At 35.4% G+C, this 16,091-nt stretch carries 14 protein-coding genes and 1 tRNA gene; 5 read left to right on the forward strand and 10 right to left on the reverse strand.

The genetic code is table 11. The features are described 5' to 3' along the window. From BMZ76_RS05460 to BMZ76_RS05485, 6 genes are all read right to left on the reverse strand, one after another. Positions 1–972 carry a M28 family peptidase gene (locus BMZ76_RS05460; protein ID WP_091203704.1) on the reverse strand — a complete coding sequence of 324 codons (972 nt, stop codon included), beginning with the start codon at positions 970–972 and terminating at the stop codon, positions 1–3. Between the two features lie 58 nt (positions 973–1,030). Beyond that, positions 1,031–1,678 (reverse strand): LysE family transporter, encoded by a 648-nt coding sequence (locus BMZ76_RS05465; protein ID WP_091203705.1) that lies wholly within the window; start codon positions 1,676–1,678, stop codon positions 1,031–1,033. A gap of 4 nt (positions 1,679–1,682) precedes the next feature. Next, positions 1,683–2,732: a D-alanine--D-alanine ligase gene (locus BMZ76_RS05470; RefSeq protein WP_091203706.1), complete on the reverse strand. Its 1,050-nt coding sequence runs from the start codon at positions 2,730–2,732 to the stop codon at positions 1,683–1,685. Between the two features lie 22 nt (positions 2,733–2,754). After that, on the reverse strand, positions 2,755–3,465 hold the full coding sequence (locus BMZ76_RS05475) for an NRDE family protein (RefSeq protein ID WP_091203707.1): 711 nt from the start codon (positions 3,463–3,465) through the stop codon (positions 2,755–2,757). Beyond that, the gene (locus BMZ76_RS05480; protein WP_091203708.1) at positions 3,453–3,941 is read right to left on the reverse strand and encodes a hypothetical protein; all 489 of its coding nucleotides are present in this window, start codon (positions 3,939–3,941) and stop codon (positions 3,453–3,455) included. The genes BMZ76_RS05475 and BMZ76_RS05480 overlap by 13 nt, the downstream gene beginning before the upstream one ends. A 350-nt stretch (positions 3,942–4,291) precedes the next feature. Beyond that, positions 4,292–5,431 (reverse strand): acyl-CoA dehydrogenase family protein, encoded by a 1,140-nt coding sequence (locus BMZ76_RS05485; protein ID WP_091203709.1) that lies wholly within the window; start codon positions 5,429–5,431, stop codon positions 4,292–4,294. Positions 5,432–5,519: 88 nt separating this feature from the next. Between BMZ76_RS05485 and BMZ76_RS05490 the strand changes: the two genes are divergently transcribed. The 3 genes from BMZ76_RS05490 (at position 5,520) to BMZ76_RS05500 (ending at position 9,200) form a co-directional block, all read left to right on the forward strand. Continuing rightward, on the forward strand, positions 5,520–6,590 hold the full coding sequence (locus tag BMZ76_RS05490) for an anhydro-N-acetylmuramic acid kinase (protein WP_091203710.1): 1,071 nt from the start codon (positions 5,520–5,522) through the stop codon (positions 6,588–6,590). A gap of 67 nt (positions 6,591–6,657) precedes the next feature. After that, positions 6,658–7,884: a Glu/Leu/Phe/Val dehydrogenase dimerization domain-containing protein gene (locus BMZ76_RS05495; RefSeq protein WP_091203711.1), complete on the forward strand. Its 1,227-nt coding sequence runs from the start codon at positions 6,658–6,660 to the stop codon at positions 7,882–7,884. 416 nt (positions 7,885–8,300) lie between these two features. After that, the gene (locus tag BMZ76_RS05500; RefSeq protein ID WP_091203712.1) at positions 8,301–9,200 is read left to right on the forward strand and encodes a hypothetical protein; all 900 of its coding nucleotides are present in this window, start codon (positions 8,301–8,303) and stop codon (positions 9,198–9,200) included. A 299-nt stretch (positions 9,201–9,499) separates the two neighbouring features. On the opposite strand, the gene BMZ76_RS05505 is transcribed toward BMZ76_RS05500, so the two are convergent. Beyond that, a complete protein-coding gene (locus tag BMZ76_RS05505) occupies positions 9,500–9,895 on the reverse strand; it encodes an ExbD/TolR family protein (RefSeq protein WP_091203713.1) in 396 nt (131 codons plus the stop codon). A gap of 1 nt (position 9,896) precedes the next feature. Continuing rightward, on the reverse strand, positions 9,897–10,592 hold the full coding sequence (locus BMZ76_RS05510; RefSeq protein WP_091203714.1) for a MotA/TolQ/ExbB proton channel family protein: 696 nt from the start codon (positions 10,590–10,592) through the stop codon (positions 9,897–9,899). Positions 10,593–10,721: 129 nt separating this feature from the next. Here BMZ76_RS05510 and BMZ76_RS05515 point away from each other — a divergent pair, with 129 nt between their 5' ends. Together BMZ76_RS05515 and BMZ76_RS05520 are read left to right on the forward strand one after the other, a co-directional pair. After that, positions 10,722–11,942: a bifunctional folylpolyglutamate synthase/dihydrofolate synthase gene (locus BMZ76_RS05515; protein ID WP_091203715.1), complete on the forward strand. Its 1,221-nt coding sequence runs from the start codon at positions 10,722–10,724 to the stop codon at positions 11,940–11,942. An 87-nt stretch (positions 11,943–12,029) separates the two neighbouring features. Beyond that, positions 12,030–12,104: transfer RNA gene (locus BMZ76_RS05520), tRNA-Val, on the forward strand. Between the two features lie 182 nt (positions 12,105–12,286). Here BMZ76_RS05520 and BMZ76_RS05525 read toward each other — a convergent pair. Together BMZ76_RS05525 and bglX are read right to left on the reverse strand one after the other, a co-directional pair. Continuing rightward, on the reverse strand, positions 12,287–13,042 hold the full coding sequence (locus tag BMZ76_RS05525) for an NUDIX hydrolase (RefSeq protein ID WP_091203716.1): 756 nt from the start codon (positions 13,040–13,042) through the stop codon (positions 12,287–12,289). A 742-nt stretch (positions 13,043–13,784) separates the two neighbouring features. Further along, entirely contained in the window at positions 13,785–16,028 is a 2,244-nt protein-coding gene (gene bglX, locus BMZ76_RS05530; RefSeq protein WP_091203717.1) for a beta-glucosidase BglX, read from the reverse strand. Positions 16,029–16,091 lie beyond the last annotated feature (63 nt).

Raw genomic sequence — 16,091 nt, forward strand, 5'->3', positions numbered from 1 at the left:
CTATCTAAGCATTATGATTTCCTTAGTTGGTGTGTTTGCCATTTTAGTAACAGCCGGTAATAATTCTTGAATGAAAGAAGTCATGTGCGGAATATCCATAGCGCTGAAATCATCCGAAACATGATGATAAAACTCAAAGTTTTCAAAATCAAAAGTACTCACAGATTGGCAAGGCACTTTAAAAAGTTCGCAAAAAGAGTAGTTATCTGATCTGTAAAATAATTTATATTCGGCTTCTTTTGGAAGAAAACCAATGGTGTTTTTTCCTGTGTATTCGTTGATTTTTCCCGCCATGTTCGACTTATCAAAACCGGTAATGTACGCTAGATAATCTCTTTTCATCGGCACACCAATCATTTCAATATTGAACTGGGCATACAATTTAAAATCTTGTGCTTTCAGTTTTTTGGCTAAATGTTTAGAACCCAATAAGCCTTTTTCTTCTCCTGCAAAAAACACAAAAAGAATGCTGCGTTTATTATTTTTGGCGATACTGAAATATTTGGCCATTTCAGCAACTGCAGTTGTTCCTGAAGCATCATCATTGGCACCATTGTTTATAAAATCTCCATTCACTCCTTTTTTATCCAAACCAATATGATCGTAATGCGCACTTAAAATTATAAATTCTTTTTTTAGAACTGGGTCATTTCCTTCAACAACACCTACAACATTAAAGGCCGTTTCCTTAAAAGTTGATAACGTATCACGATACGATTTGAAATACGGTTTTACATTATTATCCTTAAAAAATTGTTCTAAATAATCCGCAGCCTTAAACATACCGGCTTTTCCTGTTTCTCTGCCTTCTAGGTCATCTGAAGCTAAATATTTCAATGTTTTAGCAACGTCATTTTCTTTTATTCTATATGCAATTGACAACGGTTCACTTGTTGCGGTCTCATTTACAATCGACGAAATTGGTTTGCAACACAAGAAAAGAAATGGAAGTAACAGAAAAACTTTTTTCATAATTAAAGCAGATTTTGGTTAATAAAGACAGCTATTCATTAGCGCTAAACTTATATATTCAGATTCTTTTTCGATAATATTTTTTGTACACTTTAATCATTTGAACAAAGGCTAAAACTACAAAAAACAACGGAATCACAACAGGAATTACATATTTAGAAAAGCTGGTTGTGTTTTGAGATAACGTGTTTAATATCAAAACCAAAGTCAGCATTCCCGCGAATGTGCCTATTAAAGTCCCTGCAATATAATACAGTTTGAGTTTATTTACAATGGAAATATAATTCCCATTAATTAAATAAAGATTCCAGCCGGTCCAAAATGGCACTTGAAGAAAATTGATCCCACTCAAAAAAACACCGATTAGAAACGGAGAATACATTGCATATTTTTCTAATACACCTTGCTGTTCATTTGTTTGATTGGCACTGGCGTAAAAAGAATACCCTATAATTAACAGAAAGAAAACGGCAAAAAAATCAATAAACTTCATTAATTTTTTATTTTCGACCAATTGCTTTGCAAAAATCAAAGTGATATAAATCACAAACATTTCCACGCAAATGACGCCGAACAAAAAGAAAACCAAACTGTTCATCCCCAGTTTTATATAGATTTCAAAACCAATAACATTCAAATATCCCAACGGTATCGAACCAATAAAGCTCACTAAAAAACCAATAAAAATGTTCTTTAATGCTTTCATTATTTTAGAAATTTATAATTTTATTGCTTTGTTCCAAGTGCATTCTGTATTCCTTCATGCCGTCTTTGTGCAGTAAATAGGGAACACCATTTTTATGATTTGCAACGCTGATTTCATACATATACGTAATGTGACGCGCGAGTTCTTTCCATGCAAAAAACAAAGAATGTTTTGGGTCATAAATATGTGTAGGCTCGCTTCCGGCACCATTTAACTCCACAACCGAGAAGTGTAATCCTTGTTCTAATTCTTCAACTGTATGGTACATTACATCCAATCTTCCAAAGTAGAAACCCGGAATCTGCAAACACATTTCGTTGATGGTTTGTGTCAATTTCGGGGTTACCCAATGACTTCCGTCAATGAATTTTGCGCCTCTTGCATGATTTCCGTAAGGCACCAAGTTTAGTTTTTCTCCTTTTGGAAGAATATCAAGTAGTTTTTTACCGTATTCCTGTTTTAAAACCTTTAACTGCATTTCGTACCGCGGATTTTCTTTGATTAATTCTTCTACGGTAGAGAAACCGTTTCCGGTTATAATCAAAAATTCTTTAGAAACTATTCCTGTAATTTTGCCCACTTTTTCATGAGGATAACGCACATAGAAAATTCCAATTTCGTTCTCGTAAGGAATTAAATCCTGCACTACGTAATCAAAATTTGCTTTATTAGCATATTCTTTTAAATCGGTAATCGAATTGATTTTTTTTACTGCAGATCCTCGCAGTCCAATATCCGGTTTTGCAATCAAAGGATACTTAATTTGTGCTACTTCAATCAAATTTAAAATTTCTTCCAGAGCAGTTCCTTCTTTTATCAATTCCGTTTTTGGATAATACTGTTGTGGAATCAAATCATAAATTTCTTTTTTGGACTCCATCATAAACCCGCCATTTTTTATGGTTGGATTTGCAGCATTAAAGAAAAAAATCGATTTTGCCTTGATAGAATAATAGGACCAAAGAAAATAAATAGGAATGTAAACAATCTGGAAAGGCCAATATTCCCAATGCGTAATTTTATGAAAAAGTAGTTTGCTTCGCCTGTTCGTCATAACTCGGGTCAAATTAAGTTCTTTAAACAGTGATAAATGAGGTCGAAAAATCCTGCTGTGCAATTAAATCGTAATGCAATACAGCTACTTTATTTTTTTCAATAACCGATTGCGTGATACTCAACGTTTTCATCTCGTCATTTCTATTGATAACCAAACCGTTTTCATCATTTCCTTCTTCGGTGTAGCGATGAAAATTGTGCATTTTTGATTCGGAAATTTCAGAATTATCGTCCATAAAAGCATGAAACCAATTGGCTCGTTTTTCACGAATCGATTGCGAATACAAAGTTGAGGAAGACCAAATATGATTGTGATGAACATCAAGAGGAGTTGTTTGCTTTTCTTCTCCGTTCCATCGCAATTGAAAAAGAGCATTGTTTTGAAACAAAACTAACGTAAAAGGTTCTATGTTTTCCAAATCAATTTCGGTCCAGAAATCCTTTGGCGAAAAGCCGCTAATCAGATCTAAAACAATTAAACCACGACTTTTTCGATACGGAAGTTTTACTTCATGTTTTTCATCAGCGCCGTTTAACAATACTAAAATTGTTCCATCCGCATTTGCAACAAACCAAGTTCCTCCGGCTTTTGGATCCTTTGGAAAAATAAGATTTTTCCCGTTTACGATATAATTATTTGGTGGTATTGCGCTCGGTCGTACCGTTTTTTCATCCCGATTGGAGGTAATGATAATTTTATCATTCGTTGCTACAAAACTTACTGTGCACATTGATTTCTATATTCTATTGTGGAGCGTGCAACGCCAAAATTAGGATCAATTGTCACTGTTTCACATTGCAAAATAGCCACTTTTATAAGCGCCTGATGATGAATGCAATGTTCCAGATTATACAATAATTCTCTAAAATAGTTGCTTTCAATTCGAATTTCCTCTCCGTCAATGATTTGCAACAGCTCGAGGTTTTTATTTTTTTTGTCTAAATTTTTTTGAATCGAAACAATATTTTCAATAGCAAAAGCGGTATCTGTTTGAATACGAGTATTTCGTTCCCTTTTATCATAATTTACAAGACCTGAATCATATTGATTTTCTAAGCATTGAAACATCTCAAGAATATGTCTGGTATGCTCCCCAATAGTTGCATTACTCAATTCCGCACAAGAACTGGAATATTCTTCTTGCGACAATTGATTCAGCAAATCAATTAGTTCTCTTAAACTATTATTAATGGAAGGTATCAGCATATTTATATTTTAATTCAACAAATTCATTACATTATTTCTATCCTTAAAAACTAAAATAACACAACAAAGAAAGGTAATTAGTGCCAAAATAAAAAGTGCGCCACCATCATTTTTACTTCCTTTTTAAGTACAAACAGAGTAACAAAAATTGAATTAACCGCATTTCCGTAACACACTGCAGCGCCAAACAACGGAGTTCTTCGGTTTAAAATTAAAATAGTCGCAATCAACTCCGCATTGCCTTTTAAATTTAATAGTGTCTAAAAAAAATTCTTTCCGTAAATATATTAAAAAAACAAAATCCTTTCCAACCGAAATTAGAAAGGATTTCCATAATTATTTTGTTTTATTTACGAAACTAATCCTCTTGAAATTACAATTCGTTGTATTTCAGAAGTTCCTTCATAAATTTGAGTAATTTTAGAGTCACGCATCATACGTTCCACATGATATTCTGCTACATAACCATTTCCACCGTGAATTTGAACAGCTTCATTGGCCACTTCCAAAGCAATTTCTGAGGCGTACAATTTTGCCATCGCTCCAGAATGCGCAATATCTTTACCTTCATCTTTTTCGCAAGCCGCTTTCATCACCAATAATTTTGCTGCAGTTACTTTGACGTACATATCAGCCAGTTTAAAAGCGATTGCCTGATGGTTGAAAATTTCTTTTCCAAAGGCTTTTCTCTCATGCGAATATTTCAATGCAATTTCATAAGCACCAGTTGCAATTCCTAACGCTTGTGAGGCAATTCCTATTCTTCCGCCGTTTAAAACATTCATTGCAAAAGCAAATCCAAATCCGTCGGCACCAATTCTATTTTCTTTAGGAACCTTTACATCCGTAAACATTAAAGAATGCGTATCGCTTCCACGAATTCCCATTTTTTTCTCTTTTGGACCAATATCAAATCCAGCCCAACCTTTCTCTACGATAAAAGCATTAATTCCTTTGTGTCCTTTTTCAATATCCGTTTGGGCAATTACTAAATAAGTGGATGCAGTTGACCCATTAGTGATCCAGTTTTTAGTTCCATTCAACAAATAATGATCGCCTTTGTCAATAGCTGTAGTTTTTTGCGAAGTCGCATCGCTTCCCGCTTCTGGCTCTGACAAACAAAAAGCACCAATCACTTCTCCTTTGGCAAGCGGCACTAAATATTTCATTTTTTGCTCTTCACTGCAATATTTTTCAAGACCAGCACAAACTAAAGAGTTATTTACTGACATGATTACAGCTGCCGAAGCATCAACTTTTGCGATTTCTGTCATTGCCAAAACATAAGAGATGCTGTCCAAACCAGATCCACCATATTTAGGATCTACCATCATTCCCATAAAACCTAAATCCGCCATCATTTTCACCTGCTCAGTTGGGAATTTTGAATGTTCATCACGTTCAATTACGCCTGGTAATAATTCTGATACTGCAAAATCTTTAGCGGCTTGCTGAATCATTAAATGCTCTTCAGTTAGATTAAAATCCATATTTTTATTGTAAATTAATTGTTCTTAAATTTGTCATCAAAAGTAATTATTAAATATCAGATTTCAAACGATTTCGTAAATTTAGCCTATGTTTAAAGAAAACTATACTATAATAGGAGTCATGTCCGGAACTTCGCTGGACGGCGTAGATTTGGCACACATTGTCTTTACTGTAAAAAATAATAAGTGGGAATTTGAAATCTTGGAATCTGAAACTATTTCTTATACAACCGATTGGTTAAACAAATTAAAAATAGCCGTCGATTTTTCTAAAACTCAACTAGAGCAATTGAACCGAGATTATACGCAACTTTTGGGTACGATTATTTCAAGTTTTATTAAAAAATACGAAATAAAAAATCTCAACGCCGTTTGTTCCCACGGACACACTATTTTACACCAACCACAAAACGGATTTACTTTACAAATTGGCAACTTGCCTGAAATTGCGGACTTAATTATCCAAACGGTAGTTTGTGATTTTAGGGTTCAGGATGTACAACTGGGCGGTCAAGGCGCGCCTTTGGTTCCTATTGGTGATCGAATTTTATTTCCTGAGTATGACTACTGCATGAATTTAGGTGGTTTTTCGAATATATCTTTTGAACAAAATAACAAAAGAATCGCCTTTGATATTTCACCTGTGAACACTGTTTTAAATTTTTATGCCAATCAATTGGGATTGGATTATGATGACAAAGGCAGTATTTCAAGAACCGGAATTTGTAACGAAGATTTATTAAATGGATTAAATGCTTTGGAATACTACCAAAAAAAACATCCTAAATCATTGGGTTTCGAATTTGTAAAAGAAATTATTTTGCCTATTTTCGAAAGTTATTCCATTCCAATTAAAGACAAATTATACACCTTTACGGAACACGTGGCTTTGCAAATTACTTTGGCTTTGCCAAATAAAAACGGCAGTCTTTTTATAACTGGCGGTGGCGCTTACAATGATTTTCTCATCGAGAGAATTCAATATCATTTACCAGAAATGAAAATCATAATTCCTTCAGGTAAAATATTGGAATTCAAAGAAGCGTTGATTTTTGCATTACTCGGTGTTTTAAAATTACGCGGAGAAATCAATGTTTTGAATAGCGTTACAGGAGCAAAAAAAGATCACAGTTCTGGAACTATTTATTCTCCTAAATAAAATTAAAAATAGATAATTCACATTATTCTATTTTTTATATTTGCCAAAATTAAACATATCGCAACAAATGAAAGATTTATTAAAGAAATTCGAAAATAAAGAACCTGAAATAGTTTTCCATTGGAAAGATACAGAAACGGAAGCTGAAGGATGGACCGTCATTAATTCGCTACGTGGTGGCGCTGCCGGTGGTGGTACTCGTATGAGAAAAGGGTTGGATATGAATGAAGTTTTGTCTTTGGCAAAAACCATGGAAGTGAAATTTTCGGTTTCTGGACCTGCAATTGGAGGCGCTAAATCTGGAATTAATTTTGATCCGAATGATCCAAGAAAAAAAGGCGTTTTACAACGTTGGTATAAAGCCGTTTCTCCTTTATTAAAGAGTTACTACGGAACTGGCGGCGATTTGAATGTAGATGAAATTCACGAAGTAATTCCTATGACGGAGGAATGTGGAGTTTGGCATCCCCAAGAAGGTGTTTTTAACGGACATTTCAAACCGACCGAAGCAGATAAAATCAACAGAATTGGGCAGTTACGTCAAGGTGTGGTGAAGGTGATTGAAAATCCAAAATTCTCACCTGATGTTTCCAAAAAATATACTGTTGCCGATATGATTACCGGTTATGGTGTTGCTGAAGCCGTTCGTAATTATTACACGATTTATGGTGGAGATGTGAAAGGAAAGAAAGCAATCGTTCAAGGTTTTGGAAACGTAGGGTCAGCTGCCGCATTTTACTTAGCCGAAATGGGTGCTAAAGTAATTGGTATCATCGACAGAGATGGTGGAATAATAAACGACGAAGGATTCTCTTTCGAAGAAATTAGAGCTTTATTTTTAGCCAAAGACGGAAACAAACTAGTTGCTGAGAACATGATTCCGTTTGAAGAAATCAATCAAAAAATATGGACAATCGGTGCTGAAATATTCACTCCGTGTGCCGCTTCCCGATTGGTCACTCAATCACAAATTGACAGCTTAATTGCAAATGGTCTTGAAGTAATTTCCTGTGGTGCGAATGTACCTTTTGCCGATGCAGCAATATTTTTCGGTCCAATTATGGAAGATGTAGATCATAAAGTGAGTTTGATTCCTGACTTTATTTCTAATTGTGGGATGGCGCGTGTTTTTGCCTATTTCATGGAAAAGAAAGTACAAATGACGGATGAAGCTATTTTCCAAGACACCTCAGAAATCATCAAAAAAGCAATCGAAAAAGCGCATGCTTTAAATCCAAGTAAAACAAATATTAGTGCCACTGCTTTTGAAATTGCACTAAAGCAGCTTACTTAAATTAAAATAGTATTCTTTAAGCCGATGGGTGTAATTCAATTTGTTTAATTTTTTAACCACATAGAAACATAGATTTTTACATTAAGGAAGGCGTTTCACTTTTTTAGTAAAAACCATAGCTAGGTGAACCCAAGAATTGGGCTATCTGACTCTTTTTTTCTATGTTTCTATGTGGTTCAATTTTTTTATTTAAAATTAATTTAAATTTTTATTACTATTATCCAACGGATTATTCTTTAATATTTATCGGAACTGGGATGAAGAAGATTTTATAATCTTTTTAGTCCCTTTTCTTTTTTTTTAGTTTTAAGCGAAAGCGATCTTATTTATATTCCAGCAGTAGCTTTTTACTCTTAACAATTTTTAGTACTTTTCAACGTTTTTTAGTAGTACACTTTTTAAAATTTAAAATACAAATGAGTTCCACCATTTCATCAGATCAAAAGAAATCCTTAGCAATATCCATTCTTTTGTATGCGACAATGTTGCTGATTTTATTTTTCATCCGATTTTGGCCTCCCGCAAACATGGATGAACTTGCCGGTGGCGGCGGTGGCGGTGGCGTTACGGTGAATTTTGGCGACAGCGATTTCGGTTCTGGAGCAGATTATAAGAGTGAAATTTTAGAAGTAAAAAACCTAACCAGACAAACGCCTGCAAAATCAACTCCGGACGAAGCTATTTTATCGCAAGAAAACAGCACCGAGGAAAGTGTTGTGATTCCGACGAAAGAAAAAACTAAAAAACCAACAGTAGTTGTAAAAGAAGAAACAAAACCCGTGGTTGTAAAACCTAAAGTTTCCAACAATACAAATGATGCTTTATCGAGCATCATGAAGGGCTCCAATAAAGGCGGTGATGGGGATGATAAAACAGCTGGAAACAAAGGAAAATCTAACGGAAGCTTAAGTTCTAACGGTTATTATGGAACAGGTGGTTCTGGTGGAGGAACAGGTGGAGGAAACGGCAGTGGAACTGGAATAGGCACTGGCAGTGGCTATGGCTCCGGAAGCGGCGGCGGAACAGGGAGTGGTTCTGGCGGCGGAGTTGGATATTCGTTAGGAAACAGAAAAGCAGTTTCTAAACCCGCACCAAAATACACGTGTAATGAACAAGGAAAAGTTGTTGTTGAAGTATCGGTAGATCGAACCGGAAGGACTGTGAATGCTGTTGCCGGTGTAAAAGGAACCACTAATACCGCAAAATGTTTACTAGATCAAGCCCGAATTGCTGCTATGAATACGAGATGGGATGCCAGCAGCGATGCTCCGGAAAAACAAGTAGGTAAGATTGTTTACAATTTCAATTTGAATTAAAACAATTAGGAGCAGTACTTTTTCGTTTTTTAAACAATACATTTTCTCGTCATCGCGAGGAACGGGCGCCATCGCTTAACGAGAGCAACAAGAAAGATTGCTTCGTTCCTCGCGATGAAAGCAAAAATAATCTGGCAGATCACGAATCTGCGTGAGGGATAGCAGCAAGTACCGAAGTACTGCGGATAGCCCGACCGCAATATGAAAAGGGGCTAATCAGCATAAAGTTGATTAGCCCCTTTTCATATTGTGGTCACGCCCAAATGAAACAATTGCTTCTTAAAAACGCTCAATAAAGCTTACTTGGGACTGGTAGCAATCACAAACTTCAGATTGTTTTTTACTCCTATTTGCAGTACATCGACTAAGTCTTGTACTTGCAAATTGAATGGAATACGAACAATAACCGTTTGATCCTTCGTTGAGCTCATTTTAGACATCAGCGTAGTTTCCAGTTCTTCAAATGAAACAGGCTGTTTGTCGATGTAGAATTTTTTATCCTCAGTAACGGATAAGCTAATGTATTGCTTGTTCGTCTTCTCGTTAGATTGTGCTTTTGGCAACGTCATCTTGATAACATTAGGATTAGCCAAGGTTGATATAATCAAGAAAAACAACAACAGAAAAAACATAATATCACTTAATGAAGAAGTCGCGACCTCGGCATGAAATCTTCTTTTACGTTTTATAGACATGTTACGATCTTTGAATAATATTTACAAACTCTAATATTTGTTTTTGAATTTTTAAAGCAAAATTATCAATCTTGCCGTTTAATAAATGATACCCGCTGTAGGCGATAATACCAACGATTAATCCAGCACCACTACTGATCATTTTTTCATACAATCCTCCGGAAATATTACCGATACTAATATTTTCAGTTACCGAAATGCTGTAAAATATTTTTATAACTCCTGAGATCGTTCCAATAAACCCTAACGTGGGCGCAATTCCGGCAATAAGTCCCAGATGGCCTAAATGCTTTTCCATTTCTCCGATTTCGATATCGGCAGCACGATCCATATTGGATTCAATCTCAACAATAGGTCTTCCTATTACCAGAATTCCTTCTTTGATAATATTTCCTGACGCAGTATTATTTCGTTCGGCAATAGATCGAGCCAAATCAAGATTTCCTGAATTTAAATTATCGCGTACATCACGCATCAAAAGAGTATCAATTTTGGATGCTTTACTGACAAACAAATAGCGTTCAATAATCAAATAAAAAGTGTAAAATAAGAGAATCCCAATTGGGATAAGCCACACACCGCCTTTTAAAAGAAATCCTAAAGTAGATATTTCGGTATTTGGAGCAATTTTTTCGATAACTACGTTTGAAGCAGCGTTGGTAATTGTGTCGGCCTGTAATTGTATAAAACTAAACATATAATATTACTGTATTTTAATCATTAATTCTAAAAATTATTTCAATTTTGCACTAAAGATACTTTTCGATGTACTATTAAACTAAAAAAATCGAAAAATATTTTAAACAACCCCTATTTTATTACAAAAATGAATTATCAGGAAACCACAAATTGGATGTTTAATCAGCTCCCGATGTACCAGCTTCAGGGCGCTTCGGCCTACAAAAAAGATTTAACCAACACGTATTTACTCTTAACTCATCTTGATAATCCACAGGAAAAAATAAAGTGCATTCATGTTGGGGGGACTAATGGAAAAGGCTCCACATCACACATGTTGGCATCCATACTTCAAGAAGCCGGGTATAAAGTTGGATTGTACACTTCCCCACATTTAAAAGATTTTCGGGAACGCATAAAAATTAACGGAAAAGATATTTCTGAAGAATTTGTCACTGATTTCATCAATAAACACAAAAGTTTTTTTGAATCCAATGACATGAGTTTTTTTGAAATGACCGTTGGATTGGCTTTTGATTATTTCTCCAAAGAAAAAGTAGACATCGCCGTTATTGAAGTGGGAATGGGCGGAAGACTGGATGCAACCAATATCATTACCCCTCTCGTTTCAGTAATAACAAATATAGGACTGGATCACATCCAGTTTTTGGGCAACACGCTGGAAGCTATCGCATTTGAAAAAGCGGGCATCATAAAACCTAATATTCCAATAGTAATTGGCGAATACTCACTTAATACCAAACCCGTTTTTCTGGCTAAAGCCAAAGAATGCACTTCAGAAATCTATTTTGCTTCTGATTTGATTTTAGAAACCTATCCTTCTGATTTAATTGGTGATTATCAGATGCAAAACAAGAAAACAGTTTTACAGACTATTGCTGTTTTAAATGCCCAAAAGGAATTTATAATTACTCCAGAAAACATAAAATCCGGATTATTACAAGTTGTACGAAACACAGACCTTCAAGGCAGATGGCAACAGATCAATGAATTTCCAAAAGTTATTTGCGATACCGCACACAACAAAAACGGATTGGAAATTGTTTTAAAACAAATACAAAAAGAAGAATTTGATGATCTACATATCGTTTTGGGAGTCGTAAACGACAAAGATTTAGATGAAATTCTACCTTTATTTCCAAAAAAAGCCAAGTATTACTTTTGCAAACCAAATATTCCTCGCGGACTAGATGCTGTAATTCTAAAACAAAAAGCAGCAACTTTTGAATTAGTAGGAGAAGTATACTATTCTGTTTCAGAGGCTTATCAAAAAGCAATTGAAAACGCTGGGAAATCTGATTTTATATACATTGGCGGCAGCACCTTTGTAGTTGCAGAAATTTTATAATTTTTTTGGTTTTTACTTGCAAATCTAGAAAAGTGGCGTATATTTGCACACGCAATAACGGAAACGAAAGTAACTAACATTGCATTAGGGCGATTAGCTCAGCTGGTTCAGAGCACCTCGTTTACACCGAGGGGGTCGGGGGTTCGAACCCCTCATCGCCCACAAAAAACTCCATTAGAAATAATGGAGTTTTTTTATGTCTAATATTGTCCACTCCTAAAATAGGATCAAGTTCAAAAGTTGGGGGTTGTACAAAAAGATTAGATAACCTCAACAAGAAAAAAATAGCGATATACAAAAAACTCCATTAGAAATAATGGAGTTTTTTATGTTTTTTTTTTAAATTACCAACCTTGGGTCAATCCGTTTTTAACGACTTCTTCGTATTTTTTTTTATCGAAACTGTATAAATTTGGGGCTTTGTGGGCTACATTACTTTTCTTCTCGTCCAGCTTTATTAAAATCCCGATTGCCGTTATCTTACGTAGAAAATTTCTACGGTCGAGTTTTCTACCTAAGATGGTTTCATATAATTTTTGTAATTCTGGAATCGTAAATTTTTCGGGTAGTAAATTATATCCTACCGGCATTAAATTTAATTCCATACGAAGGGTTTCCAATGCTGTATCCAGAATTTGTCTGTGATCTAAAATCAATTCTGGCACCGCATTATGGTCAATCCACTCTACAATTTCGTTGTTATCTAAAGGCTGCGGAATTGTTTGCAAGAAATCGACTAACGCATAATAACCAACCGTTACAAAACGGCTAGCATACCATTTTCCTTCTCCTAAAGGTATCCCGTAAAATTCCAGTACTGAATTACTGACAACAACACTAGTCCTTCTGGCTGCGCCAAATGTCGAAAACTGCCTCAGAAAAATTCCTTTCAATCCAGTTCTACCATGTAAAACAGTTACTGCAGCCTGATCAATATCTTCATTTACAGGCACAAACCCTCCCGGCAACGCCCATTTATCACTGTACTTTGTTTTTATTAACAACACTTTGAGCTGATTGTCATGAAATCCAAAAATCACACAATCTATCGACAAACCCGGTTGATACTTTTCCTTATTATCTAAAATGGCTTTTAACATGTGATTTATTCTAGCAATTAAATTATACCCTTCGAAAGACGCAATTTAGTTCATTTTTTTTAAGCAATTGAAGGACGTAACAATTTTAAAAACTTATCATTCTTTATTTTTATCTTAAAACAAAAAGATAGGACAAAGAAACAAATCCATTCGATGAAAAAACTTATTTATAGTGAATAACAGCTAAAAAATTCATTTCATTAATTATTGGACCAAGACTGGAATCACAATCGTACACCCACGCATGGACTATCAAGTAATTCATCATTGTTTTCCAACAACATTATCAGTTGCCGCTTCTTAAAATACTGTTACGGCACAAAAAATGGATAAACCTTTCGGAATTGAATTTAAATCCAATAATGTTCAAATAGTGTACTATTCAGATTAGGTATGAAGTGCGCCCTTATTGGTGGAAGAAACTGGCAATATATTTCTGAAGTTTTAGTTTTGAGAGAAGAAATTGCTAATGGTTTTATTAATGGAGTTACACGTTTCACAAGTGCCAATAAAATACCAAAACGGACGAGGAAAAAAAAGCAGCTACTTTTTTAAAAGCAATGTTAGCCAATAGGCCAAAAAATAAATTCTTTTTTTTATCAGGAGGGAAATTTGCAGACGCAGCTCTTGATGGCATTTTGACCGCTATCAACCAAAATTAAAAAGTATTAATAAATGTTGTTATAAAAGTATTTAAAACTCAATCGACAGGACTTATAGGTAAACTGTCGATTGAGGTTTTTTATTTTACTAATTCAAAAGTGTTTTTCAAACGAATATCTGTCGAAGATGAGCCAATCATTAAATCAAAATCTCCTGGTTCAGTAATCCATTGTAAAGCTGCATTGTAAAAAGATAATTTTTCCTTGTCTATGATAAATTCCAACACTTTAGTTTCACCCGCATTCAATTGTATCTTTTGAAAATCTTTCAACTCAATAATTGGCCGAACCACAGATCCTACTTTGTCTCTTAAATACAGCTGTACCACCTCTTCTCCAGCTACATTTCCTGAATTTTTCACGTGTAATGAAACCGTGATTTTTTCCGTACTCTTTATCTTATTTTTAGATAGTTTTAAATCTGAATATTCAAAAGTAGTATAACTTAATCCATAACCAAAAGGAAATTTAGGGCTGTTGTTTAAATCCGTATACGCTGAAACATAATTAAAAGCGGTGTCATTTGGAGCGGGTCTTCCTGTATTAAAATGATTGTAATAAATAGGAATTTGTCCTTCTGCTCTTGGAAAAGTCATTGGCAATTTCCCCGAGGGATTGTAATCACCAAACAAAACATCCGCGATAGCATTTCCTGCTTCGCTACCCAACCACCAAGTATACAGGATTGCGGGAACATTATCAGCAGTCCAATTGAAAACAAGCGGTCTTCCTGCGTTAATTAAAACCACAACCGGTTTCCCGGTCGCTTGAATTGCTTTTACCAATTCTTCCTGAACGCCTGGCAAATGTATATTACTACGACTTTTAGCCTCGCCACTCATATCCGCTCTTTCACCAATACTTAAAATTACGATATCCGCTTGATTGGCAATGGCGACTGCTTCTGCAAAACCATCTTTGTTATCCCCATCGATCTCACACCCTTTGGCGTAAAGCAATTTACTGGAGCTACCTACCTTATTTTTCACCCCTTCCCACTGCGAAACAACTTGTGTATTATAATCCAACTCTGGTAATTCTACCGCCCAAAAACCCATATTTTGTTTGTGTTCTTTTACCAAAGGGCCAATAAAAGCAATTGTTTTCGTGTCTTTGGAAAGGGGTAAAATATTTTTCTCCCTCGCCGACGGGATAACGTTTTTTAACAATACGATGCTTTTTGCTGCAATAATTCTTGCTGCTTTTCTGTGCTCCGGATTATTCATTGCGGCTTGTTCTCTTTCAAGATTGGAGTATTTATACGGATTGTCAAAAAGTCCTAATTCGAATTTCTTCCGTAAAATTCTTTTTACAGCGTCATCAATCAAGGTAATTGGCACCTTGTTTTCTTGAACCAATTCCGCTAAATGGTATCGATAAGCATTGCTTTCCATATCCATATCACTTCCAGCTGTTATGGCTTGTAATGCAGCTTCTTTAGTGTCTTTTGAGTATCCGTGATTGACCATTTCCCCGATCGAACCCCAATCAGAAACTACAAAACCTTGAAAGTTCCATTTCTCTTTTAGAATGTCGCGTTGTAAATATTTATTTCCGGTTGCAGGAATTCCGTTAAGGTCATTAAATGAATTCATAAAAGTGGCCGCACCAGCATCCAAAGCAGATTTGAAAGGCGGCAAATACGTTTCCCAAAGCATTCTTTCGCTCATATCAACTGAGTTGTAATCTCTCCCGCCAATTGCAGCGCCATAAGCCGCAAAATGTTTCACGCAAGCCATTACCGAATTGACATTGCCTAATTTTTCTTGAAAACCTTTCACTCTGGCATAAGCAATTTTAGAACCTAAATAGGTATCTTCTCCCGCGCCTTCCATTACGCGTCCCCAACGCGGATCACGAGCAATATCAACCATGGGCGCAAATGTCCAATGAATTCCACTTGCCGATGCTTCGACAGCAGCAATTCTAGCCGAAAGTTCCATTGCGGCTAAATCCCAACTTGCGGCTTCCGCCAAAGGAATTGGAAAAGTAGTTTTGTAACCATGAACGACATCCTGACCAAACAACAAAGGAATTTTCAATCTCGACTGCATCGCTAATTCCTGATATTGGCGGGTATATTTAGTACCAATAACATTCAACATCGAGCCTATTAAACCTTTTTTGATTTCGGTTTCCTTATTTGGATTTATCGTTATGGGTCCTGTCGCCTGATTATTTCCCGTATATTGATTGAGTTGCCCAATTTTCTCTTCAAGTGTCATTTGCTTCAACAACGCATTCACTTTTTCGTCAATTGTTTTTTGTTGTGACAACGCAATAAAGCAAGTCAATAAAAGAGTTATAGTTCCTATTTTTTTCATTTCTAAATACTATTATTTTTATAATCAAATTCATTTATTCCATAATCCAAAGAGTAGGAAATG

It is taken from the genome of Flavobacterium xueshanense (genome assembly GCF_900112975.1).
Lineage (GTDB): Bacteria > Bacteroidota > Bacteroidia > Flavobacteriales > Flavobacteriaceae > Flavobacterium > Flavobacterium xueshanense.